Origin of the sequence: Pseudomonas sp. P867 (genome assembly GCF_019891455.1) — a bacterium.
In the GTDB taxonomy this organism is placed as follows: Bacteria; Pseudomonadota; Gammaproteobacteria; order Pseudomonadales; family Pseudomonadaceae; genus Aquipseudomonas; species Aquipseudomonas synxantha_A.
The window spans coordinates 75,753-100,364 of record NZ_JAFLXB010000004.1; the positions used below are offsets into that span (position 1 = coordinate 75,753).

At 61.1% G+C, this 24,612-nt stretch carries 14 protein-coding genes; 8 read left to right on the forward strand and 6 right to left on the reverse strand.

Annotated elements, in window-relative coordinates; all coding sequences use genetic code 11:
• The first annotated feature begins 253 nt into the window (after positions 1-253).
• The 4 genes from aceE (at position 254) to msrA (ending at position 8,268) form a co-directional block, all read left to right on the forward strand.
• Positions 254-2,899 (forward strand): pyruvate dehydrogenase (acetyl-transferring), homodimeric type, encoded by a 2,646-nt coding sequence (gene aceE, locus J1G33_RS09055; RefSeq protein ID WP_003187985.1) that lies wholly within the window; start codon positions 254-256, stop codon positions 2,897-2,899.
• An 11-nt stretch (positions 2,900-2,910) separates the two neighbouring features.
• Positions 2,911-4,551 carry a dihydrolipoyllysine-residue acetyltransferase gene (aceF, locus tag J1G33_RS09060; protein ID WP_223017958.1) on the forward strand — a complete coding sequence of 547 codons (1,641 nt, stop codon included), beginning with the start codon at positions 2,911-2,913 and terminating at the stop codon, positions 4,549-4,551.
• Positions 4,552-4,854: 303 nt separating this feature from the next.
• Positions 4,855-7,548 (forward strand): GGDEF and EAL domain-containing protein, encoded by a 2,694-nt coding sequence (locus J1G33_RS09065; protein WP_032878268.1) that lies wholly within the window; start codon positions 4,855-4,857, stop codon positions 7,546-7,548.
• 72 nt (positions 7,549-7,620) lie between these two features.
• Positions 7,621-8,268, forward strand: coding sequence for a peptide-methionine (S)-S-oxide reductase MsrA (msrA, locus tag J1G33_RS09070; RefSeq protein ID WP_216090642.1), 648 nt, complete (start codon positions 7,621-7,623; stop codon positions 8,266-8,268).
• 136 nt (positions 8,269-8,404) lie between these two features.
• On the opposite strand, the gene rlmJ is transcribed toward msrA, so the two are convergent.
• From rlmJ to putP, 4 genes are all read right to left on the reverse strand, one after another.
• The gene (gene rlmJ / locus J1G33_RS09075; RefSeq protein WP_005784124.1) at positions 8,405-9,241 is read right to left on the reverse strand and encodes a 23S rRNA (adenine(2030)-N(6))-methyltransferase RlmJ; all 837 of its coding nucleotides are present in this window, start codon (positions 9,239-9,241) and stop codon (positions 8,405-8,407) included.
• Positions 9,242-9,338: 97 nt separating this feature from the next.
• The gene (locus tag J1G33_RS09080; protein WP_223017959.1) at positions 9,339-10,064 is read right to left on the reverse strand and encodes a DUF4123 domain-containing protein; all 726 of its coding nucleotides are present in this window, start codon (positions 10,062-10,064) and stop codon (positions 9,339-9,341) included.
• The gene (gene tssI, locus J1G33_RS09085) at positions 10,064-12,085 is read right to left on the reverse strand and encodes a type VI secretion system tip protein TssI/VgrG (RefSeq protein ID WP_032878272.1); all 2,022 of its coding nucleotides are present in this window, start codon (positions 12,083-12,085) and stop codon (positions 10,064-10,066) included. The genes J1G33_RS09080 and tssI overlap by 1 nt, the downstream gene beginning before the upstream one ends.
• Positions 12,086-12,299: 214 nt before the next feature.
• Positions 12,300-13,784 carry a sodium/proline symporter PutP gene (gene putP, locus J1G33_RS09090; protein WP_005784119.1) on the reverse strand — a complete coding sequence of 495 codons (1,485 nt, stop codon included), beginning with the start codon at positions 13,782-13,784 and terminating at the stop codon, positions 12,300-12,302.
• Between the two features lie 461 nt (positions 13,785-14,245).
• On the opposite strand from putP, the gene putA reads away from it, so the two are divergent.
• Positions 14,246-18,199, forward strand: a complete 3,954-nt coding sequence (gene putA, locus J1G33_RS09095; RefSeq protein ID WP_032878273.1) for a trifunctional transcriptional regulator/proline dehydrogenase/L-glutamate gamma-semialdehyde dehydrogenase — start codon at positions 14,246-14,248, stop codon at positions 18,197-18,199.
• 211 nt (positions 18,200-18,410) lie between these two features.
• Positions 18,411-20,213, forward strand: coding sequence for an acyl-CoA dehydrogenase (locus tag J1G33_RS09100; RefSeq protein ID WP_223017960.1), 1,803 nt, complete (start codon positions 18,411-18,413; stop codon positions 20,211-20,213).
• On the opposite strand, the gene J1G33_RS09105 is transcribed toward J1G33_RS09100, so the two are convergent.
• Positions 20,210-20,500 (reverse strand): cell division protein ZapA, encoded by a 291-nt coding sequence (locus J1G33_RS09105; RefSeq protein WP_032878275.1) that lies wholly within the window; start codon positions 20,498-20,500, stop codon positions 20,210-20,212. The two genes, J1G33_RS09100 and J1G33_RS09105, sit on opposite strands and share 4 nt — an antisense overlap.
• Positions 20,497-20,727, reverse strand: a complete 231-nt coding sequence (locus J1G33_RS09110; RefSeq protein ID WP_003187970.1) for a hypothetical protein — start codon at positions 20,725-20,727, stop codon at positions 20,497-20,499. Before J1G33_RS09110 ends, J1G33_RS09105 begins: the two co-directional genes overlap by 4 nt.
• Before the next feature lie 277 nt (positions 20,728-21,004).
• Between J1G33_RS09110 and J1G33_RS09115 the strand changes: the two genes are divergently transcribed.
• Together J1G33_RS09115 and J1G33_RS09120 are read left to right on the forward strand one after the other, a co-directional pair.
• On the forward strand, positions 21,005-22,630 hold the full coding sequence (locus J1G33_RS09115; protein WP_216090638.1) for a methyl-accepting chemotaxis protein: 1,626 nt from the start codon (positions 21,005-21,007) through the stop codon (positions 22,628-22,630).
• A 230-nt stretch (positions 22,631-22,860) separates the two neighbouring features.
• Positions 22,861-24,603, forward strand: coding sequence for a potassium/proton antiporter (locus J1G33_RS09120; RefSeq protein WP_005784108.1), 1,743 nt, complete (start codon positions 22,861-22,863; stop codon positions 24,601-24,603).
• Positions 24,604-24,612 lie beyond the last annotated feature (9 nt).

Below are 24,612 nucleotides of genomic sequence, written 5' to 3' on the forward strand. Positions count from 1 at the left end.
CACCTTTTCTTGTTCGCAATAGACCAACAATAACGATTATGCTCACCAGCAAGACCGAGCCATACGCTCAGTCTTGTGTAGTTTTACTACTCGTATATACATTCGAAAGGCTGAAATGGCCGACGATTTGTAGTAAAACTACAGGACGCCGAAGCAACCTTCGGCCATCCAAGAATTTATGTCGTCTGCCCACAAGGCCAGTCGCAAACTTCAGGCAACCGATTCTGGTAGCCTTTCCGCCCTGGAGCAAGCCATGCAAGACCTCGATCCCGTCGAAACCCAGGAATGGCTGGACGCCCTGGAATCGGTTCTCGACAAAGAAGGCGAAGACCGTGCTCACTACCTGATGACCCGTATGGGCGAACTCGCGACCCGCAGCGGCTCGCAACTGCCTTACGCCATCACTACGCCATACCGCAACACCATCCCCGTTACCCACGAAGCACGCATGCCTGGCGACCTGTTCATGGAACGCCGCATTCGCTCGCTGGTACGTTGGAACGCCATGGCGATGGTAATGCGCACGAACTTGAAAGATTCGGACCTGGGCGGTCACATTTCCAGCTTCGCTTCCAGCGCCACCCTGTATGACATCGGCTTCAACTACTTCTTCCAGGCCCCGACCGACGAACACGGCGGCGACCTGATCTACTTCCAGGGCCACACCTCGCCAGGCGTCTACGCCCGTGCGTTCATGGAAGGTCGCATCAGCGAAGAACAAATGAACAACTTCCGCCAGGAAGTCGACGGTCAGGGCCTGTCGTCCTACCCGCACCCTTGGCTGATGCCTGATTTCTGGCAGTTCCCGACCGTTTCCATGGGTCTGGGCCCGATCCAGGCGATCTACCAGGCACGCTTCATGAAGTACCTGGAAGCCCGTGGCTTCATCCCGGAAGGCAAGCAGAAAGTCTGGTGCTTCCTGGGCGACGGCGAGTGCGACGAGCCGGAATCCCTGGGGGCCATTTCCCTGGCCGGCCGCGAGAAGCTCGACAACCTGATCTTCGTCATCAACTGCAACCTGCAGCGCCTCGACGGCCCGGTTCGCGGCAACGGCAAGATCATCCAGGAACTCGAAGGCGTGTTCCGTGGTGCTCAGTGGAACGTGACCAAGGTCATCTGGGGCCGTTTCTGGGACCCACTGCTGGCCAAGGACGTCGACGGCATCCTGCAACGTCGCATGGACGAAGTCATCGACGGCGAGTACCAGAACTACAAGGCCAAAGACGGCGCGTTCGTTCGCGAACACTTCTTCAACACGCCTGAACTCAAGGCGATGGTTGCCGACCTGTCCGACGACGAAATCTGGAAGCTCAACCGTGGCGGCCACGACCCGTACAAGGTCTACGCGGCGTACCACGAAGCGGTCAACCACAAAGAACAACCGACCGTCATCCTGGCCAAGACCATCAAGGGTTATGGCACCGGTGCCGGCGAAGCGAAGAACACCGCGCACAACACCAAGAAAGTCGATGTCGACAGCCTGAAGTTGTTCCGCGACCGCTTCGACATTCCGGTCAAGGACGAAGAGCTGGAGAACCTGCCGTTCTTCAAGCCTGAGCCAAACAGCGCCGAGGCCCGCTACCTGAGCGAGCGCCGCAGCGCACTGGGTGGCTTCGTGCCACAGCGCCGCGCCAACAGCTTCAGCGTACCGACGCCGGACCTGAGCACCCTCAAGGCCATCCTTGACGGCTCGGGCGACCGTGAAATCTCCACCACCATGGCCTTCGTGCGCATCCTCGCGCAATTGGTCAAGGACAAGGACATCGGCCCGCGCATCGTCCCGATCATCCCGGACGAAGCCCGTACCTTTGGTATGGAAGGCATGTTCCGCCAGTTGGGCATCTACTCCTCCGTCGGCCAGCTCTACGAGCCAGTCGATAAAGACCAGGTGATGTTCTACAAGGAAGACAAGAAGGGCCAGATCCTCGAAGAAGGCATCAACGAAGCGGGTGCCATGAGCTCCTTCATCGCTGCCGGTACTTCGTACTCCAGCCACAACCAGCCGATGCTGCCGTTCTACATCTTCTATTCGATGTTCGGCTTCCAGCGTATTGGCGACCTGGCTTGGGCAGCAGGCGACAGCCGTACCCGTGGCTTCCTGATCGGCGGTACCGCCGGGCGCACCACGCTGAACGGCGAAGGCCTGCAACACGAAGACGGTCACAGCCACATCCTGGCTGCCACCATCCCGAACTGCCGCACCTTTGATCCAACCTACGGCTATGAGCTGGCGGTGATCATCCAGGACGGCATGAAGAAGATGACCGAAGAGCAGCAGGACGTTTTCTACTACATCACCGTGATGAACGAGTCCTACCAGCAGCCAGCCATGCCGGCCGGTGTGGAAGAAGGCATCATCAAGGGCATGTACCTGCTCGAAGAAGACACCAAGGAAGCGGCGCACCACGTACAGCTGATGGGCTCCGGCACCATCCTGCGCGAAGTGCGTGAAGCGGCGAAGATCCTGCGTGACGAATTCAACGTCGGCGCCGACGTGTGGAGCGTGACCAGCTTCAACGAACTGCGTCGCGACGGCCTGGCCGTAGAGCGCAGCAACCGTCTGCACCCTGGCCAGAAGCCAGCCAAGAGCTACGTCGAAGAGTGCCTGGCCGGCCGTAAAGGTCCAGTCATTGCCTCTACCGACTACATGAAACTGTTTGCTGAACAAATTCGCCAGTGGGTCCCGTCCAAGGAATTCAAAGTCCTGGGCACCGATGGTTTCGGCCGCAGTGACAGCCGCAAGAAGCTGCGTCACTTCTTCGAAGTCGACCGTCACTTCGTGGTGTTGGCAGCCCTGGAAGCCTTGGCTGACCGTGGTGAGATCGAACCCAAGGTGGTGGCTGACGCCATCGTCAAGTTCGGGATCAACCCGGAAAAACGCAACCCACTGGACTGCTGAGGAGATTTTTTGTGAGCGAACTCATTCGCGTACCTGACATCGGCAGCGGTGAAGGTGAAGTAATCGAGCTGTTTGTGAAGGTCGGCGACACCGTCGAAGCCGACCAGAGCATCCTGACCCTGGAGTCGGACAAGGCGAGCATGGAAATTCCTGCTCCCAAGGCCGGCGTGGTCAAGAGCCTGAAGGTCAAGCTGGGCGACCGCCTGAAAGAAGGCGACGAACTGCTGGAACTGGAAATCGAAGGCGCCGCTGATGCAGCCCCTGCGGCGGCTCCGGCTGCCGCTGCTGAACCTGCGCCTGCCGCTGAAAAACCTGCTGCCGAGGCCCCAGCGGCCCCGGCTGCTGCACCTGCCGCCGCCACCGTCCAGGACATTCACGTCCCGGACATCGGCTCGTCGGGCAAGGCCAAGATCATCGAGCTGCTGGTCAAGGTCGGCGACACCGTCGAAGCCGATCAGTCGCTGATCACCCTGGAGTCCGACAAGGCCTCCATGGAAATCCCTTCGCCGGCTGCCGGCGTAGTGGAAAGCATCGCGGTCAAGCTGGAAGACGAAGTCGGCACCGGTGACTTCATCCTCAAGCTGAAAGTACAAGGCGCTGCCCCGGCCGCCGCTCCAGCACCGGCGGCTGCTCCGGCTGCCAAGCCTGAAGCCGCTCCGGCCGCTGCTGCCCCGGCACCTGCTGCAAAAGCCGAGGCCACACCGGCCCCTGCGGCTGCCGCACCTGCGCCAAGCGGTGCCAAGGTGCACGCCGGCCCTGCCGTGCGTCAGTTGGCCCGCGAGTTCGGCGTCGAGCTGAGCGCCGTCTCGGCCAGCGGCCCGCACGGTCGTGTGCTGAAGGAAGACGTGCAGGCTTACGTCAAAGCCATGATGCAAAAGGCCAAGGAAGCACCGGCTGCCGGCGCGACGGGCGGCTCGGGCATTCCGCCGATCCGTACCGTGGATTTCAGCCGCTTCGGCGAAACCGAAGAAGTGCCGATGACCCGCCTGATGCAAATCGGCGCGGCCGGCCTGCATGCCAGCTGGCTGAACATCCCGCATGTGACTCAGTTCGACCAGGCCGACATCACCGACCTGGAAGCTTTCCGCGTTGCGCAGAAAGCCGTGGCCGAGAAGGCCGGCGTGAAGCTGACCGTGCTGCCACTGCTGCTCAAGGCCTGCGCGCACCTGCTCAAGGAACTGCCGGACTTCAACAGCTCGCTGGCGCCAAGCGGCAAGGCGATCATTCGCAAGAAGTACGTCAACATCGGCTTTGCCGTCGACACTCCGGATGGCCTGCTGGTACCGGTCATCAAGAACGTCGACCAGAAGAGCCTGCTGCAACTCGCTGGCGAAGCGGCTGCGCTGGCTGCCAAGGCCCGCGACAAGAAGCTCACCCCGGATGACATGCAGGGCGCCTGCTTCACTATCTCCAGCCTCGGGCACATTGGCGGCACTGGCTTCACGCCAATCGTCAACGCGCCGGAAGTGGCGATCCTGGGTGTTTCCAAGGCCACCATCCAGCCTGTGTGGGACGGTAAAGCGTTCCAGCCCAAGCTGATGCTGCCACTGTCGCTGTCCTACGATCACCGTGTGATCAACGGCGCCGCCGCTGCACGCTTCACCCAGCGCCTGAGCCAGTTGCTGAACGACATCCGCACCATCCTGCTGTAAGCCGCAGAGCCTTCCCTTTACGGGGAAGGCCCTTGCCGCACCGATTTCCGAGCGCCACGCTCGTACCTCAACCCCGCCACTTGGCGGGGCTTTTTTTGTGCGCTCGGTGTACGCACAGAACAGGTTTGTACACCTTCTGTCACTTCGATTGCAGAAATCCCCCGCACGGCCGATAACTGCCTTATAGCACTTAGCCTTCATCCTCTCTTGTCAGTGCGTGCCGCATGATGCAACCTTGCCGTAGGCGACAGTAAAGAGGGCGTGAGCCGGGCGCCACGCGCATTTTCCCAAGCGAGTTTCCCCATGAAAAGCCAACCCGATGTCGCCCGTATGGCGGCCGAGGTAGTGACGCAATTACCGGTGCCTTCGCGCCTCGGTATGCTGCGTTTCGAGCGGCTTAATGAGGCAAGCTGGGCCCTGCTGTACCTCGATCCCAATTGCGAGCGCCAGTTCGGCCTGCCAGCGGTGGAACTCTGTGCGCTGATCGGCACGCCCTACGCCAGCCTGATGGAGCCCCAGGCCCGCTATCAGCTGCACGACGCAATCCAGCAGCAACTGACCCACAGCCCCCATTACCTGGTGCGCTATACCCTACACACCCATGACGGCCCGATGAGCCTGCTGGAAATGGGCGAGGCCTACAAACAACACAACCGCCATCTGCTGCGCGGCTACCTGATGGTGGTCGACGGGCTGTTCAGCGATACCACCGCGCCCGCCCCGACCGCTGACCTGGAAAACCAGAACAGCCGCCTGCAGATCGCCCTGGAGCTCAACCAGCGTGCGCAGCAGGAACAGTTGCAACACCTGGAACGGGTGCGCGCCCAGCAGGAGCTGATCCTGCTGCTGGCCCGACAGCGCTACACCACGCCCAATTCGCTGCAAGAAGCCGCTGAGCTGATCACCCGTAGCGCGTGCGACATTTACCAGATCGACTGCGCCAGCATCTGGCACCTCGAAGGCCAACATCTGGTGCCTATCTCGGCGTACCACCGCGCCGACCAACAGCACCGCCTGCCCCAAGCCATCGACGCCAGCGGTTTCCCGGATTATCTGGAAGCCCTGCACTCCAGCCGCGCCATCGACGCCACTCATGCCCAACGTGACCCGCGCACCCGGGAAATGGCCGAAAGCCTGCGCGCCAACGATATCCACGCGATGCTCGACGCCAGTATTCGTGTCGACGGCCAGGTCGTCGGCGTGCTGTGCCTGGAACAAAGCGGCAGTTCACGTGCCTGGCAGTCCGATGAAATCGCGTTTGCCGGCGAGCTGGCAGACCAGTTCGCGCAAGTCATCAACAACCACAACCGCCGTACCGCCACCAGCGCCCTGCACCTGTTCCAGCGTGCTGTGGAGCAAAGCGCCAATGCCTTTCTGCTGGTCAATTGCGACGGCGTGGTGGAGTACGTCAACCCCAGCTTCACCGCAATTACCCAATACAGCGCGGAAGAAGTCCACGGCCATCGCCTGGCGCAACTGCCGGCCCTGGAAAATCTCAGTGAGTTGCTGTTCGACGCGCCGTCGGCCCTGGCCAAAAGCAACAGCTGGCAAGGCGAGTTCAAAAGCCGGCGCAAGAACCTGGAGCCCTACTGGGGCCAGTTGTCGATTTCCAAGGTGTATGGCGATAACCGCGAGCTGACCCACTACATCGGCATCTACGAAGACATCACCCAGACCAAGCTGGCGCAACAGCGCATCGAGCGCCTGGCCTACACCGACAACCTGACCAACCTGGGCAACCGACCGGCGTTCATCCGTAACCTCGACGAACGCTTTGCCCGCGACAGCGACAGCCCGATCAGCCTGCTGCTGGTGGACATCGACAACTTCAAGCGCATCAACGACAGCCTCGGCCACCAGACCGGCGACAAGTTGCTGATCAGCCTGGCCCGCCGTTTGCGCAATAGCTTGAGCAGCGGCGGCAGCCTGGCACGCTTTGCCAGTAACGAGTTCGCAGTGCTGTTGGATGATTCCGACCTGGAGACCGGCCAGCAGGTCGCCAGCCAGTTGCTGGCCACGCTCGACAAGCCGATGTTCGTCGACAACCAGTTGATCAGCGTCACCGGCTCCGTGGGCCTGGCCTGCGCGCCGCTGCATGGCCGCGACCCGCAGACGCTAATGCGTAACGCAGGGCTGGCGCTGCACAAGGCCAAGGCCAACGGCAAACACCAGGTGCAAGTGTTTACCGAAGCGTTGAATGCCGAAGCCAGCTACAAGCTGTTCGTGGAAAACAACCTGCGTCGCGCCCTGACCCAGAACGAGCTGGACGTGTTCTACCAGCCCAAACTGTGCCTGCGCAGCGGCCGTCTGCTGGGCATGGAAGCCCTGTTGCGCTGGAACCACCCGGAAAAGGGCATGATCCGCCCCGACCAGTTCATCAGCGTGGCCGAAGAGACCGGGTTGATCATTCCGATCGGCAAATGGATCGCCCGCCAGGCGTGCCGCATGAGCAGGCAGTTGAGCGCCGCCGGCATGGGCAATTTGCAGGTGGCGATCAACCTGTCGCCCAAGCAATTTTCCGATCCGGACCTGGTGACCTCGATTGCCACCATCCTCAAGGAAGAACAGCTACCGGCCAACCTGCTGGAGCTGGAGCTGACCGAGGGTTTGCTGCTGGAAGCCACCGAAGACACGCGCCTGCAACTGGACCAGTTGAAAAGCTTTGGCCTGACCCTGGCCATGGACGATTTCGGCACCGGTTACTCGTCGCTGAGCTACTTGAAAAAATTCCCCATCGACATCATTAAGATTGATCGCAGCTTTATCCACGAGATCCCGGATAACCAGGACGACATGGAAATCACCTCGGCAGTGATCGCCATGGCTCACAACCTCAAGCTCAAGGTGGTGGCCGAAGGCATCGAGACAGCCGAACAGTTGGCGTTCCTGCGCAGACACCGCTGCGATGTCGGCCAGGGCTACCTGTTCGACCGACCGATCCCCGGTGCAGAGCTGCTGACAATGCTTAAACGCTACCCGCGCGGGCCAATCGCCTGACAGCGCTGTAACACTCGGGCACACTGACTGTCTGACAATTTACTGTTACTCAACCTGACGAGAGGACTGATCATGGTCTTGCGCTCGGAAATTCTGGTGAACAAAAACGTGCTGCCTACTCAAGAACAAGCTTTGCCTGGCCGTGAAACCCCGATGAAGTTGCCGGAAACGCACTTCGTCAACGGCAACCCGCTGCTGGGTCCGTTTATTGATGATGTCGGTTTTGCGATCTTCGGCCTGGGTTGTTTCTGGGGCGCTGAACGTAAATTCTGGGAACGCGACGGCGTGGTCAGCACGGTGGTCGGCTATGCCGGCGGTTTCACGCCGAACCCGACCTACGAAGAAGTCTGCTCAGGCCTGACCGGCCACAGCGAAGTGGTGCTGGTGGTGTATGACCAGGCCAAGCTCAAGTATGAAGACCTGTTGAAGATGTTCTGGGAACTGCATAACCCGACCCAGGGCATGCGCCAGGGCAATGATATTGGCAGCCAATACCGCTCGGTGATTTATGCCACCACGCCTGAACAACTGGCGGCGGCCAAAACCAGTGCCGAGGCTTATCAGCAAGAGCTGAACAAGGCCGGCCTGGGTGAGATCACCACGGAAATCGAAGAAGCACCGACGGTGTACTTTGCCGAGGCGTATCACCAGCAGTACCTGGCGAAGAATCCGCAGGGGTATTGCGGGATCGGCGGCACAGGCGTGACCTGCCCGATCTAAGGTCAACATAGAACCAAATGTGGGAGGGGGCTTGCTCCCGATTGCGGTGTGTCAGTTACAGAAGTACTGACTGACACTCAGCAATCGGGAGCAAGCCCCCTCCCACATTTAGTTTTGTGTGTGGCCTGAGCGCTGACTATTCAGCGATAAGCCAATCCATCTGCCACCCACCCTGGGTCTGCCCAAGTTTCTTGGACAGCCACGGCAGCAACTCACGCAACTCCTCTTCCAGACCCCACGGCGGGTTGGCAATCGCCAGGCCCGAGCCGGTCAGGGTGTTGGGCGTGTCCAGTGGATGCACCAGCAGTTCCACCCGCAGCAACTTCGGCGCACCGGTACCGGCCAGGTCCTGGTAGAAGCGGCGCAACATGCGCTGGTCCTTCACCGGGTACCAGATCGCCGCGACCGTCTGGCGCATGCGGCTGACGGCTTCCTTGAGGGACGCCGCACAACGCTGCATTTCGTCGAGCTTCTCGAACGGCGGATCGATCAGCATCAACGCGCGTTTTTCCGGCACCGGCAACAGGGCACGCGGCACATGCCAGCCTTCGCCCAGATGCACTTTGACCCGGCGATCACCCTTCATATTGTCCTTGAGCAGCACGCCATCTTCGGGGTGCTTCTCGTTGAGCAGCACACGGTCCTGGGGACGCGTGAGGCGTCGCGCCAGCTCCGGCGAGCCCGGGTAGTAGCGCAACTGGCCGTCCGGGTTCATCTCGTGCAGCACGCGCATGTAGTCGGCGGTGAGCGGCGGCAGGTCGCTTGCGCCCCACAGGCGAGCGATGCCTTCCAGGTATTCACCGGTGCGGTTGGCCTGGTCGCCCTGCAAGTCGTACAGGCCAATGCCGGCATGGGTGTCGAGGTAGGCGAACGGCTGCTCCTTGCGCGACATCAGGGCGATGAGGCGGGTCAAGGTCAGGTGTTTGAAGACATCGGCGTGGTTGCCGGCGTGAAAGGCGTGACGATAATTCATGGTTGCTCCTGCGCAGGGGGCGAAGTTTACCTTCTACCGGTGCAAAGGTGCAGGGCCGCATGGCGGGCGGTACGGATATCACGCGAGCCTCATGGGTTTAACTCAGTTGTACGCCAAGGTAGTCCGCCACCTCGGCATGGCTGATATCCGGCCTGCGTGCGAAGTAGGCGACCTTGTGCTGCAGGATCGTGAGTGTAAACGCAGTGTATAAGTCGGGACGCTGCTCCTGGAGCCATTGCAACAGGTTGTCGATCAGCACCTGGGGCGAGTGTTGCGCCAGGCTTGCCAACAATGGCGCCGGCACTCGCCACCAAGGGCTGGGTTTGGCCGCAGCCACCTGGCGGGGCGAGACTGCCAACGACTGTCCATTGATTAAGTAACGCTGGAATACGGGCAGCACAGTTGCGGCATCGTCACCCAACTGCTGCAACATCGGCAAAAACTGCGCGCCATCCCAGAAGCGCAAAAATACCGGCTGGTCTTCAGGCAGGTACACCTGGGTCAAACCCTTCAAGTGATCGATCACAACCTCCAACGAGCACGAAGACACCGCCAGCCAGCCCCAGTCCACGGCCTGGGTGGTGGCTACCCAGTCGAGAAAAGCACTGCCAGGCTCGACAATGCCAACATAAGGCATCACCTCATTCCAATCGGCATAGGGCGTGCCCGCCCACACCGGTTGCGGCGGTGGTGCGACCGCCATGGTTTGCCAGGCTGCAAACGGCTTGGCCTCGCTGGTGTTGCCCATGACGACGTATAGCTGCTCATCAGGCTGCAACGGTTTTTGGGCCAGCCAGGCGCGGGGCGTCAAGGGTGAGGCCATCAGGGGAAACTCCGTGCGTGGGCGCTGATATCGCACTGCCCGTTTTTGCAGCGCTCACACTCTTCGCAAAACGGCGCACTGCGCTTGAGGCTGGCCACTTGCGCAGGGCTTAGCGGCGCGGGAATAACGGCCAACAATGTTTCCTTCACCCCCGGCATTAACGGCGGCGCCGCCGGAACAGGCGCGCCGCCTGGCTGGATTGGCACACTGCTGAATATCCCGCCCGCCGACAGCGTGATCGACTGCCCGCCCGCTTGAATCGTCACGCTGGCCCCCGCATCAATGACGATGCTTTGCCCAGCGCCCAATTGAATGGTCTGCCCGGCACGCATGTACTGCGAACCGCCGACCGCCAGATGATCATCCTGCTTGAGTTCAGTGAGGCGGTTGCCATGGGTGATGCGCCGCTCTTCACCCTGCAACTCATGGTGCGACTCGCCGCCCACCCGCACACGACGCTGGTTATCGACCTGCACCTGTTGGTCATTGAGCACATGCTGGGTCCAGTCCCGCTGGGCGCGCAGGTAGATTTCCTCGGCCCCCTTACGGTCTTCGATGCGCAGTTCGTTGTAGCCTCCACCGCCCGGGCTGCTCTGGCTACGCAGGATACTGCGGGTCTTGTCCGCCGGCAGGTCGAGGGGCATCGGCGTGGCGGCATTAGGCAGGCACCCCACCACCAGCGGCATATCCAAATCACCATTGACGAAGCCCACCAGCACCTCCATGCCGACCCTGGGTATCAGCACCACACCATAGCGGTCATGGGCCCAGCCGCTGGCCACCCGCAGCCAGCAACTGGAATGATCGTTGTGCTCGCCGATGCGATCCCACGCCATCTGCACCTTTACCCGTCCGTATTCGTCGCAATGGATCTCACTGCCAACCGGGCCAGTGACCACTGCGCTTTGGTAACCCGATATCGTCGGGCGCGGCTGCTCAGCCAAGGGCGGGCGAAAGATTGCATCCCACGGCGTGGCAACAAAGGTGTTGCCATACCCCTGACGAAACGCCCCGCCAACCACCTCGGTGACCGCTTCCTCCAGCACCTGGGGCTGTTTGCCTTCGTGGGTGACTTGGGTGACCAGCCATAAGTCATTCCACTCCTCGCGCGGGTGCTCCCTCAATTGCAGGAACCTGCCGCCGGCCAAGGCCGGTTCGTCGCTTTGCCCCTGGGCGATGCGGTAGTCGCTGCGGTGCCGCTCCAGGCTACGCTGGGCGAGGTATTTGCCATGGGCCCGGTCGGAAAAATAGCCGGGGAACTGCTGCGCCTCAAGCTTGGGCAACTGCGCGTCGGCCGCCGTGCTTTGCAGCTCGAGGTGCGGTTTGCAAAAATCGTAATCGCGCAGATTGACCGCCGTGGTGCGGGTTGCCAATTGCAGTGTGAAACGCTTGATAGCCGGCGCCTGGGCAACCATGCCCGACCCAGGCCGGTACGGCGTGGGCTGATCGACCTGGGCAAATACCGTCTGGTCATCGCCAAACACCAGCAAATGAGCATCGGGGCAATGCTGAAAGTGATAGTGAATGCCGACTTCGGCACACAGGCGTTGGATGAACGCCAGATCCGTCTCACCGAATTGCACGCAATACTCGCGCTCAGGGTATTGACCGCTCAGCCGGAACTCAAAGCTGTCACTGTGGATGCCCTGCCCCGCCAACACCTGCGCAACGATCTGCGGCACCGTCTGATGCTGGAAAATCCGCTGATGACTGCTGTGCGCCAGATATGCCAGGTGCGGCGCCAGGCTGAGCTGGTAGCGTGTCAGGCGCCGTCCGGAATCGCCTTGGGCGACCCGGTACACCAGGCCATGCACACCATGGCCGCGGTCATCGAAACCCAGGTATACCTGACGATGCAGCAAGCTCTCCAGGTCGATATCCGGCTGCTCGCTGACCAGCTCAAGTTCGAAACGGTAAGGCTGGTTGATGGCCTCGGAGCCACTGAACTCATACACCTTGAGGTCACTGGGCGCCCCATCCAGGGCCAGGGTAAATGCACTTTGGTTGGCAGGAGCGAACATCCGGTGTTTCTCTGCGAAGGGTGGCAGCCGATTCTGCACCAGCTTTTTGCCCGGCCGGGCGTATCGCCGGCAAATCAGTAAGGTCCTACCTGTGCCTTCATCCAGCCACCCTCGAAGGCAACCAGGCGAACTGGCCGAAACAAAAACGGCCCGCCATCCAAAGGACGCGGGCCGTTTTTGTTTCAACTGGACAGGCGCTCAACGCCCGGCGCAGTTATTTGTTGAGGTTGTAGTCTTTTTCCGCAGCATCAAAACGCTCGACCATACCAACCGTCGGTGCGCCCATCTTGCTCACGAAGTAGATCGCCAGGCTGGCGAAGATGAAGCCTGGGATGATTTCGTACAGACCCAGCAGTTCAAAGTGCTTCCACACGATCACGGTGATCGCGCCGACCAGGATGCCGGCCAGTGCGCCGTTGCGGGTCATGTTTTTCCAGATCACCGAGATCAGCACCACAGGGCCGAACGCAGCGCCGAAACCGGCCCAGGCGTAGCTGACCAGGCCCAGGACGCGGTTTTCCGGGTTGGCGGCCATGGCGATGGCGATCAAGGCCACTACCAGCACCATGATCCGACCGACCCAAACCAGCTCAAGCTGGGAAGCGCCTTTACGCAGGAACGCCTTGTAGAAGTCTTCGGTCAGGGCGCTGGAGCACACCAGCAACTGGCAGCTCAAGGTACTCATCACCGCCGCGAGGATCGCCGACAGCAATACACCGGCAACCCATGGGTTGAACAGGATTTTGGCCAGTTCGATAAACACTCGCTCAGGGTTTTCAGTGACCGGGCCAGCCACTTCCGGATGCGCCGAGAAGTAAGCGATACCGAAGAAGCCCACCGCCACGGTGCCGCCCAGGCACAGGATCATCCAGGTCATGGAGATGCGACGTGCGTTGGCAATCGACTTCACCGAGTCGGCCGCCATGAAACGCGCCAGGATGTGCGGCTGGCCGAAGTAGCCCAGGCCCCAGCCCATCAGCGAGATGATGCCGATGAAGGTGGTGTTTTTCAGCATGTCGAAGTTGGTCGGGTCTTTGGCTTCGATGGCCAGGAACGTGGTGTCCACACCGCCGGTGGCCAGCAGCACGATGATCGGCGTCAGGATCAGCGCGAAGATCATCAGCGTGGCTTGTACGGTGTCGGTCCAGCTGACCGCCAGGAAACCACCGATAAAGGTGTAGGCAATCGTTGCCGCAGCACCGGCCCACAGCGCGGTCTCGTAGGACATGCCGAAGGTGCTTTCGAACAGGCGGGCACCGGCGACAATGCCGGAGGCGCAATAGATGGTGAAGAACACCAGGATCACCACTGCCGAGATGATCCGCAGCAGGCCGCTTTTATCTTCGAAGCGGCTGGAGAAGTAATCCGGCAGGGTCAGGGCGTCGCCGTTGTGTTCGGTCTGCACCCGCAGGCGGCCAGCCACGAACAACCAGTTGAGGTAAGCACCGGCGATCAGGCCGATGGCAATCCAGCTTTCCGACAGGCCGGACATGTAGATGGCGCCCGGCAGGCCCATCAACAACCAGCCGCTCATGTCGGAAGCACCGGCCGACAAGGCTGTCACCACGCTACCGAGGCTGCGACCGCCGAGGATGTAATCGGAAAGGTTGTTGGTGGAGCGATAGGCCATCAAGCCGATCAGCACCATTGCTGCGATGTAGATCACGAACGTGATCAGGGTTGGATTGCTAACGCTCATATGAGTGACGCCCTGGCTTTGTTTTTATGTAGCGACGGTCTGTCAGATCGCCACTGGTGGATAACCGAGTAGACGAGCCTGCTAGCCGCGCATTTATGACTGGCGTTTCCCCAGGAAAGCCGCCAGCCGATGAACCAAACCTTAGAGGTGGTTGCACCTTGGTGCGCGAATGCTATTCAACAAAGCAAATAAGGTGCAACCAGTTTCTTGCGAATAAGTTGCACCCAGGTGTGATTTAGGACAAACGCCGTGTTTTTGCTCCTTTTCGGAGCAAGAACAGCCGATCTCAGAAGCAAACGCACCAATGCCGAGCGGATTTTGTCGAAGGCCAATTTTTTTCCGATCAACCGTCGAAAATTTCCTGAACAAAAGGGTTGCACCCGGTTGCACCTCTGCATGGGCAAAGCTAATCTTGCCGCCAGCAGATGCCACTCGGTAGTGGCACCCATGAGGATAAGAAAATGGCAACGACCACCCTTGGGGTCAAACTCGACGACCCAACCCGCGAGCGCCTGAAAGCCGCCGCGACCTCCATTGATCGCACGCCGCACTGGCTGATCAAGCAGGCAATTTTCAATTACCTGGAGAAACTCGAGGGTGGTGCAACCCTGTCCGAGCTCAATGGCTTGAGCAGCAAGGACGCCGAAGACGCGGGCGAGATCCAGGCTGACCACGCCCACCAGTGCTTCCTTGAGTTCGCTGAAAGCATCCTGCCGCAATCGGTACTGCGCGCATCGATCACCGCCGCTTACCGTCGCCCGGAACCGGAAGTGGTACCGATGCTGATCGAGCAGGCACGCCTGCCGGCAGACATGGCCGAAGCCACCAACAAGCTGGCTGCCACCATTGCCGAGAAACTGCGTAACCAGAAGAGCGCCGGCGGCCGTGCCGGTATCGTCCAGGGCCTGCTGCAGGAATTCTCCCTGTCGTCCCAGGAAGGCGTGGCGCTGATGTGCCTGGCCGAAGCGCTGCTGCGCATCCCGGACAAAGGCACCCGTGACGCGCTGATCCGCGACAAGATCAGCACCGGCAACTGGCAGCCGCACCTGGGCAACAGCCCGTCGCTGTTCGTTAACGCCGCCACCTGGGGCCTGTTGCTGACCGGCAAACTGGTCGCCACCCACAACGAAGCGGGCCTGACCTCCTCCCTGAGCCGCATCATCGGCAAAAGCGGCGAGCCGATGATCCGCAAAGGCGTCGACATGGCCATGCGCCTGATGGGCGAACAGTTCGTCACCGGCGAAACCATCGCCGAAGCCCTGGCCAATGCGAGCAAGTTCGAAGCCAAGGGCTTCCGCTACTCCTACGACATGCTCGGTGAAGCCGCCCTCACCGAACACGATGCCCAGAAGTACCTGGCTTCGTATGAACAAGCCATTCACTCCATCGGCAAAGCCTCCCATGGCCGTGGGATCTATGAAGGCCCGGGCATCTCCATCAAGCTCTCCGCCCTGCACCCGCGCTATAGCCGTGCGCAGTACGAGCGCGTGATGGACGAACTGTACCCGCGCCTGCTGTCGCTGACCTTGCTGGCCAAGCAATACGACATCGGCCTGAACATCGACGCCGAAGAAGCCGACCGCCTGGAACTGTCCCTGGACCTGCTGGAGCGTCTGTGTTTCGAGCCGCAACTGACCGGCTGGAACGGTATCGGTTTTGTGATCCAGGCTTACCAGAAGCGTTGCCCGTATGTGATCGACTACGTCATCGACCTGGCCCGCCGCAGCCGCCATCGCCTGATGATCCGCCTGGTAAAAGGCGCGTACTGGGACAGCGAAATCAAACGCGCCCAGGTCGAGGGCCTGGAAGGCTACCCGGTGTACACCCGCAAGGTGTACACCGACGTTTCCTACATTGCCTGCGCACGCAAACTGCTGTCGGTGCCGGAAGCCATCTACCCGCAGTTCGCCACGCACAACGCCCACACCTTGTCGGCCATCTACCATATCGCCGGTCAGAACTATTACCCCGGCCAGTACGAGTTCCAATGCCTGCACGGCATGGGTGAACCGCTGTACGAACAAGTGGTGGGCAAGGTTTCCGAAGGCAAGCTGAACCGTCCGTGCCGTGTGTACGCGCCGGTCGGTACCCACGAAACACTGCTGGCCTACCTGGTACGCCGCCTGTTGGAAAACGGCGCCAACACCTCGTTCGTCAACCGCATCGCCGACCAATCGATCTCGATTCAGGAGCTGGTGGCCGATCCAGTGGCCAGCATCGAGCAGATGGCTACGCTGGAAGGTGGCTTCGGCTTGCCGCACCCACGTATTCCGCTGCCGCGTGACCTGTATGGCAGCGACCGCGCCAACTCGGCCGGTATCGACCTGGCCAACGAACACCGTCTGGCGTCGCTGTCCTGCGCCCTGCTGGCTACCGCGCACAACAACTGGAAAGCCGCGCCGATGCTCGGTTGCGCCTCCAGCCAGGAAGCGGCCCAACCGGTGCTGAACCCGTCCGACCTGCGGGATGTGGTCGGCCACGTACAGGAAGCTACCGTCGAAGACGTCGACAACGCGATCCAGTGCGCGATCAGCGCCGCGCCGATCTGGCAGGCCACCCCGCCCGCCGAACGCGCCGCGATTCTGGAGCGTGCCGCCGACCTGATGGAAGGCGAGATCCAGCCGCTGATGGGCCTGCTGGCCCGTGAAGCCGGCAAGACCTTCGCCAACGCCATCGCCGAAGTGCGTGAAGCCGTGGACTTCCTGCGTTACTACGCGGTGCAGGCGCGCAACGACTTCACCAACGATGCCCATCGCCCACTGGGCCCGGTGGTCTGCATCAGCCCGTGGAACTTCCCGCTCGCCATCTTCAGCGGCCAGGTGGCTGCGGCATTGGCCGCCGGTAACCCGGTACTGGCCAAGCCTGCCGAACAGACCCCGCTGGTCGCCGCCCAAGCCGTGCGCATCCTGCTCGAAGCCGGCATTCCCGAGGGCGTGCTGCAACTGCTACCCGGCCAAGGCGAAAGCGTCGGTGCCCGACTGGTGGGTGATGATCGCGTCAAAGGCGTGATGTTCACTGGTTCCACCGAAGTTGCTCGCTTGTTGCAACGCAATGTCGCCGGGCGCCTGGATGCCCAGGGTCGCCCGATCCCGCTGATCGCCGAAACCGGTGGCCAGAACGCGATGATCGTTGATTCGTCGGCGCTCACCGAACAGGTGGTGATCGACGTGGTGTCGTCGGCCTTCGACAGCGCCGGCCAACGCTGCTCGGCCCTGCGTGTACTGTGCCTGCAGGAAGATTCGGCAGACCGCGTGATCGAAATGCTCAAGGGCGCCATGGCTGAATGCCGTCTGGGCAACCCGGAACGCCTGTCGGTGGATATCGGCCCGGTGATCGACGCCGAAGCCAAGGCCGGCATCGAGAAGCACATCCAGGCCATGCGCGACAAAGGCCGCAACGTTTATCAGGTTGCAATTGCCGATGGCGAAGAGATCAAGCGCGGCACCTTTGTGATGCCAACCCTGATCGAGCTGGAAAGCTTCGACGAATTGCAACGTGAGATTTTCGGCCCGGTACTGCACGTGGTGCGCTACAAGCGCAAAGAGATCGACCAGTTGATAGGCCAGATCAATGCGTCGGGCTACGGTCTGACCCTGGGCGTGCATACCCGCATCGACGAGACCATCGCCAAGGTGATCGACAACGTCAACGCCGGTAACGTCTACGTCAACCGCAACATCGTGGGTGCCGTGGTCGGCGTGCAGCCGTTCGGCGGCGAAGGCCTGTCGGGCACTGGCCCGAAAGCCGGCGGCCCGTTGTATCTGTACCGCCTGCTGTCGACTCGTCCTACCGACGCGATCGAGCAATCCTTCGTACGTGGCGACGCATTGACTGCACCCGACGTACGCCTGCGCGACGCCATGAGCCAACCGCTGACCGCCCTGAAAACCTGGGCCGACAGCCATAAGTTCAGTGAGCTGAGCGCGCTGTGCACGCAATTCGCGGCGCAGTCGCAAAGCGGTGTCACACGGCAACTGGCCGGCCCGACCGGTGAGCGCAACAGCTACGCAATCCTGCCGCGTGAACACGTGCTGTGCCTGGCTGAAGTGGAAGGTGATCTGCTGACCCAACTGGCGGCAGTGCTGGCCGTCGGCGGTTCGGCGGTATGGCCGGAAACCGAGCTGACCAAGGCTCTGTTCCCACGCCTGCCGCGAGACATTCAGGCGAAGATCAAGCGCGTGGCCGACTGGACCAAGGACGACGTAGTGTTTGACGCCGTGCTGCATCACGGTGATTCCGACCAATTGCGTGCGGTGTGCCAGCAAGTGGCGCAGCGCGGTGGGGCGATTGTTGGGGTGCATGGGATGTCTCAGGGTGAGACGGCCATTGCCTTGGAGCGATTGGTGATCGAGCGGGCGTTGAGCGTCAACACCGCAGCGGCAGGCGGTAACGCCAGCCTGATGACTATAGGTTAAAACCTGTGGGAGGGGGCTTGCTCCCGATAGCGGAGTGTCAGTCAGCACATTGGACACTGACACACTGCTATCGGGAGCAAGCCCCCTCCCACATTGACTGCATTTCAATTCCCTGCCTGCGTTTTGCCCTTCCATCACCCAGATCAATCTTGCTATCCAGCCTTTATTCACGCGCTTAGACTCAGGCCAATTCCTTCAAAGGTAATCCGCCATGTCCGAGACGCTGCTCAGTTCCCGCAATCTGGCTTTCGAGCTGTACGAAGTCCTCGATGCCGAGGGCCTGACCCAGCGTGAGCGGTTTGCCGAACACAACCGCGAAACCTTCGACGCTGCGATCAGCACGGCGCGCAGCATCGCCGAAAAGTACTTCGCCCCCCACAACCGCAAGAACGACGAAAACGAACCGCGTTATGAGAACGGCCAAGCGATCCTGATCCCGGAAGTCAAACCCGCCGTAGACGCCTTCCTGGAGGCCGGTTTCCTCAACGCAGCCCGCAGTTTCGAAGCAGGCGGCATGCAACTGCCGACCTTGCTGTCCCAAGCCTGCTTCGCCCACTTTCAAGCGGCCAACGCCGCATCGACCTCCTACCCGTTCCTGACCATGGGCGCCGCCAATCTGATCGAAAGCTTCGGCACCGAGGAGCAGAAACAGCGCTTCCTGCAACCGATGATCGACGGGCGCTTCTTCGGCACAATGGCCCTGACCGAGCCCCACGCCGGCTCCTCGCTGTCAGATATTCGTACCCGCGCAGAACCGGCGGCTGACGGCAGTTATCGCCTCAAAGGCAACAAGATCTTCATCTCCGGTGGCGACCACTCGCTGTCGGAAAACATCGTGCATATGGTGCTGGCCAAATTGCCGGACGCACCCGCGGGCGTGAAGGGCATTTCGCTGTTTATCGTGCCCAAGTTGCTGGTCAACGATGACGGCAGCCTGGGCGAACGCAACGATGTGTTGCTGGCCGGGCTGTTTCACAAGATGGGCTGGCGCGGCACCACGTCCACGGCGCTCAACTTCGGCGATAACGGCAACTGCGTCGGCTACTTGGTGGGCAAACCGCACCAGGGCCTGAGCTGCATGTTCCAGATGATGAATGAAGCACGCATTGGCGTGGGCATGGGCGCGGTGATGCTTGGTTACGCCGGCTACCTCTACTCGCTGGACTACGCCCGCGAACGGCCCCAGGGTCGCCTGCCCGATAGCAAAGACCCAGGCACCGCACCAGTGGCGATCATTCAGCACGCCGACATCAAGCGCATGTTGCTGACCCAGAAAGCCTATGTGGAAGGCGCCTTTGACCTGGGCCTTTACTCAGCCCGACTGTTTGACGACACCACCACCCTGGCAACCGACACCGAGCGCAAGCACGCCCACGAACTGCTGGACCTGCTCACCCCCATCGTCAAATCCTGGCCGTCGGAGTTTTGCCTCAAGGCCAACGAACTGGCGATCCAGATTCTCGGCGGCCACGGCTACACCCGCGAATACCCGGTGGAGCAGTACTACCGCGACAACCGCTTGAACCCGATCCATGAAGGCACCCACGGCATCCAGTCTCTGGACTTGCTTGGGCGCAAATTGGCGCAGAACGGCGGCGCCGGCTTGAAGCAATTGATTCGCCTGATTGCCGAAACCGGAGCCCGTGCGCAGAAGTACCCGTCACTTACGGCACTGCGAGAGCCGCTGGAGCAACTGGTCAATCGACTGCAAGGCGTCACCATTGGCCTGCTGACCGATCTCGCCCAGGGCAAGGTCAACAGCAGCCTGGCGAACTCGGCGCTGTACTTGAAAGTATTCGGGCATACGGTGATCGGCTGGCGCTGGCTGGAACAGGCGATCCGCGCTGAAGAAGGGCTGGCCAAGGGTGACGCGGCCGATGCGGCCTTCTACAAGGGCAAGCTCCAGGCCGCCCGGTACTTCCTGACCTGGGAAGTACCGAGCTGCCATCACGAACTGGCAATTCTGGAGGCACGCGACGATACGTGCCTGGGGATGCAGGATGAGTGGTTCTAAGGCTGGATCGCCTTGGCAATCACCTCGACCGTGGCGCTGACTTGCTCTTGGTAACGGTCGAGTTCCTGCTGGTGAGCCTGTTGCATTTCGATCTGCTCGGCGCACAGGTTCAGCGCGGCCAGTACCAATAATTTGTCACCGATCAGGGTCGGGTACTTTTTCTTGGTAACCGCCAGGGAAGCCTTGAGCATGGTCACGGCATGCATCAGGGTCTGATCTTCGCCGGCCGGTGCCTTGATCGAGTAATCCTCTCCGAGAATCGAAACGACCTTTATCCCCTCATTCATGCGCTGACAGGCCCTGCACTCACACGCTCAACCAGGGCCTGGATGCGGGCGGCGGTGGCGCCGTGCTTTTCTTCCTGCTCCATCAGGTTCAGTTGCAGGCTGTCGTTTTCATCCTTGGCGCGAGCCAGTTCGGCCTTGAGGGATTCGTTGCTGCCCAGCAGCTCTTGATTCTGCTGTACCAGGTCGCTGACCAGTTGTTCCAATTGGCTGAGAGATGCTTCTAACATTTTGATTTCCCGGGCTTTTAAAAGGGCGGTGACGATAAAGAAAATTCACCTCGGATGCCAGGGATATCCCCGGCGTGCAGCCCGATTTATCGGGGCCGGGCCGCACTTTCGAGCCTTAGTGACTGCAATTACCCGATCTGGTTCCTCCAATGCCCCCAACCCTTCGTCAGATGCGACAAAAGCGCGCAGCCCCTTAAGACTTTAGTCGCAGGGCCGATAACGAAGGCACACCTCGTCTCATGGCCGCACGGATCGCGCTTCCCCCCAGGATTCCAGCATGTCTCTTCGTAATATGAATATCGCCCCGAGGGCCTTCCTCGGCTTCGCGTTTATTGGCGCCCTGATGTTGTTGCTGGGTGTGTTCGCCCTGAACCAGATGAGCAAGATTCGCGCAGCCACCGAAGACATCACCTCAGCCAGCGTGCCAAGCATTCGTGCCCTCGACGAATTCACCCAACTGACCCTGCGCCTGCGCGTGCTGTCGTATCGCTTGCTGACCAACCGCGAGCCGGATGTACAGCAAAAGACTTTGGAAGCCTTCGAGTTGCGCAATCAGCAGATTCGCACGGCCCAGGGCATCTACGAAAAATTGATCACCAGCACTCAAGAGCGCAACGCCTACGACGAATACGTGCGCCTGCTGGGCCAGTACCACCAGATTGAAGAGCGCATGAAGAGCCTGTCACGCGCCAATCAGGTCGACGAGCTGCGCAACTTGCTGAACACCGAGTTGCTGAGCAACTCCGAGCAAGTCAACGCCGTATTGACCCGCTTGCTGGATATCAATAACGACGACGCCAACGCCACCAACCAGCAAGCCAAAGACCAATACGACATGGCCTTCGACCTGGTGGTGGGCCTGCTGGTGGTTGCCACGGCGCTGACCGTGTTGTTCGCCTGGTTGCTGACCCGCAGCATCACCCTGCCCATCGCCCGTGCCCTTGAAGCCGCCGAAGAAGTGGCCGAAGGTAACCTGACGCGCCCGATCACCGTAGACGGCAACGACGAAGCCGGCCGCCTGCTCGCCGCCATGGCCAAGATGCAAAACAAACTGCGCGATACCCTGCAACGCATCGCCGGCTCCGCCACTCAGTTGGCGTCTGCCGCCGAAGAGCTGAACGCCGTCACCGACGAAAGCGCCCGTGGCCTGACCCAGCAAAACAACGAAATCGAACAAGCCGCCACCGCCGTCAACGAGATGACCAGCGCCGTTGAAGAAGTCGCACGCAATGCGGTCAGCACTTCCGAAGCTTCGCGCAACGCCACCACCTCTGCCGGTGATGGTCGGGACCTGGTGCAGGAAACCGTCAGCGCCATCGAACGCATGAGCGCTGACGTGCAGGCCACCGCCTCCCTGATTGGCGACCTGGCCAATGAATCGCGGGATATCGGCAAGGTGCTGGACGTGATTCGCGGCCTGGCCGACCAGACCAACCTGCTGGCCCTGAACGCGGCGATTGAAGCCGCACGCGCCGGGGAAGCCGGACGTGGTTTCGCCGTAGTGGCCGACGAGGTGCGAGCGCTGGCCCATCGCACGCAACAGTCCACCAGCGAGATCGAGCGCATGATCGGCAGTATCCAGACGGGTACTGAGCACGCAGTGGATTCGATGCGAAACAGCACCGAGCGGGCCGAGTCGACGCTGAACATCGCCAAGGGCGCGGGCATGTCGCTGGACACCATCAACACCGCAATTGTCGAGATCAACGAGCGCAACCTGGTGATCGCCAGCGCGGCGGAAGAACAGGCCCAGGTGGCGCGGGAAGTGGACCGTAATCTGGTGAATATTCGCGACCTGTCGGTGCAATCCGCTACGGGTGCCAGCCAGACCAGCGCCGCGAGCAACGAACTGTCGCGCCTGGCGGTGGATCTGAATGGGATGGTAGGCCGCTTCCGTCTCTAATTGACGGCACTTGAAAATGTGGGAGGGGGCTTGCTCCCGATTGCGGTATATCAGTCAACTTATCTGCGGCTGACCCACCGCTATCGGGGGCAAGCCCCCTCCCACATTTGCTTCTGCAAAAATTCAGAAAAAGCTTTTTGACAGCGCAGCAATTCAACAGGTTAGAATCGCTGGCACGCAGACTGCATGGTCAGTTTGCGCCCCGTCTTCCCTGCTCTGGAGTACTGCCTTTGAATGCGACGACCATCAACAGCCTGTTCTTGATCGGCGCGTTGCTGGTAAGTGCGAGCATTCTGGTGAGTTCCCTTTCGTCCCGCCTGGGCATCCCGATCCTGGTGATCATCCTGGCCGTGGGCATGACCGCCGGTGTCGATGGCGGCGGTATCATTTTCGATAACTACCCGACTGCCTACCTGGTGGGCAACCTCGCCCTGGCCGTGATCCTGCTCGACGGCGGCTTGCGCACACGGGTGGCGAGTTTCCGCGTGGCGCTGTGGCCGGCCTTGTCCCTGGCCACGGTGGGGGTGTTGATTACCACCGGCCTCACCGGCATGGCGGCGGCCTGGCTGTTCGACCTCAATATCATCCAGGGCTTGCTGATCGGCGCCATCGTCGGCTCCACGGACGCTGCAGCGGTGTTCTCGCTGCTGGGCGGCAAGGGCCTCAACGAACGGGTCAGCGCCAGCCTGGAAATCGAATCCGGCAGCAACGACCCGATGGCGGTGTTCCTTACCGTCACCCTGATCGACATGCTCGCCAGCGGCCAGACCGGCCTGCACTGGAGCCTGTTGACTCATCTGATTCGCGAATTCGGCATCGGTGGCCTGGTGGGCCTGGGCGGCGGCTGGCTGATGCTGCAGCTGGTCAACCGCATCAACCTGGCCAACGGCCTGTACCCGATTCTGGTAATCGCCGGCGGCCTGTTCGTTTTCGCCCTGACCAACGCCCTGCACGGCAGCGGCTTCCTGGCCGTGTACCTGTGCGGCCTGGTGATTGGCAACCGCCCGGTGCGCAGCCGCCATGGCATTTTGCATATGCTCGATGGCATGGCCTGGCTGGCGCAGATCGGCATGTTCCTGGTGCTGGGCCTGTTGGTCACGCCCCATGACCTGCTGCCCATCGCCCTGCCCGCGCTGGGCCTGGCGCTGTGGATGATCCTGTTTGCGCGGCCTCTTTCGGTGATGGTTGGCCTGCTGCCGTTCAAGGCATTCCACGGTCGCGAAAAGGCCTTTATCGCCTGGGTCGGCCTGCGCGGCGCGGTGCCGATCATCCTCGCGGTGTTCCCGCTGATGGCTGGCCTGCCCCATGCGCAGCTGTACTTCAACCTGGCGTTCTTTATCGTGCTGGTGTCGCTGCTGGTGCAGGGCACAAGTCTGCCGTGGGTGGCCAAGTTGCTCAAAGTCACCGTACCACCGGACCCGGCACCGATTTCCCGCGCAGCCCTGGAAGTGCACGTCACCAGCGAGTGGGAGCTGTTCGTCTACCGCCTCGGCGCCGAGAAATGGTGCATCGGCGCGGCCCTGCGCGAGCTGAAAATGCCCGAAGGCACGCGCATCGCTGCACTGTTTCGCGGCCAGCAACTGCTCCATCCGTCGGGTAGTACCGTGCTGGAAGTCGATGATTTGCTCTGTGTGATCGGCCATGAACACAACCTGCCGGCCCTGGGCAAACTGTTCAGCCAGGCACCGCAACGGGGCCTCGATTTGCGCTTTTTCGGCGACTTCGTGCTCGAAGGCGACGCCCAGCTGGGCGCGGTTTCGGCCTTGTACGGGCTCAAGCTCGAGGGTATCGACCCGGACATGCCGCTGAGTCGCTTCATCACCCAGAAGGTCGGCGGTGCACCGGTGGTGGGCGACCAGGTGGAATGGAACAACACCATCTGGACTGTCGCGGTCATGGACGGGAACAAGATTGGCAAAGTCGGCGTCAGATTCCCCGAAGGAAGTCGCCCGGGCCCCGGACTCTTCCTCTAAACTGCGGGG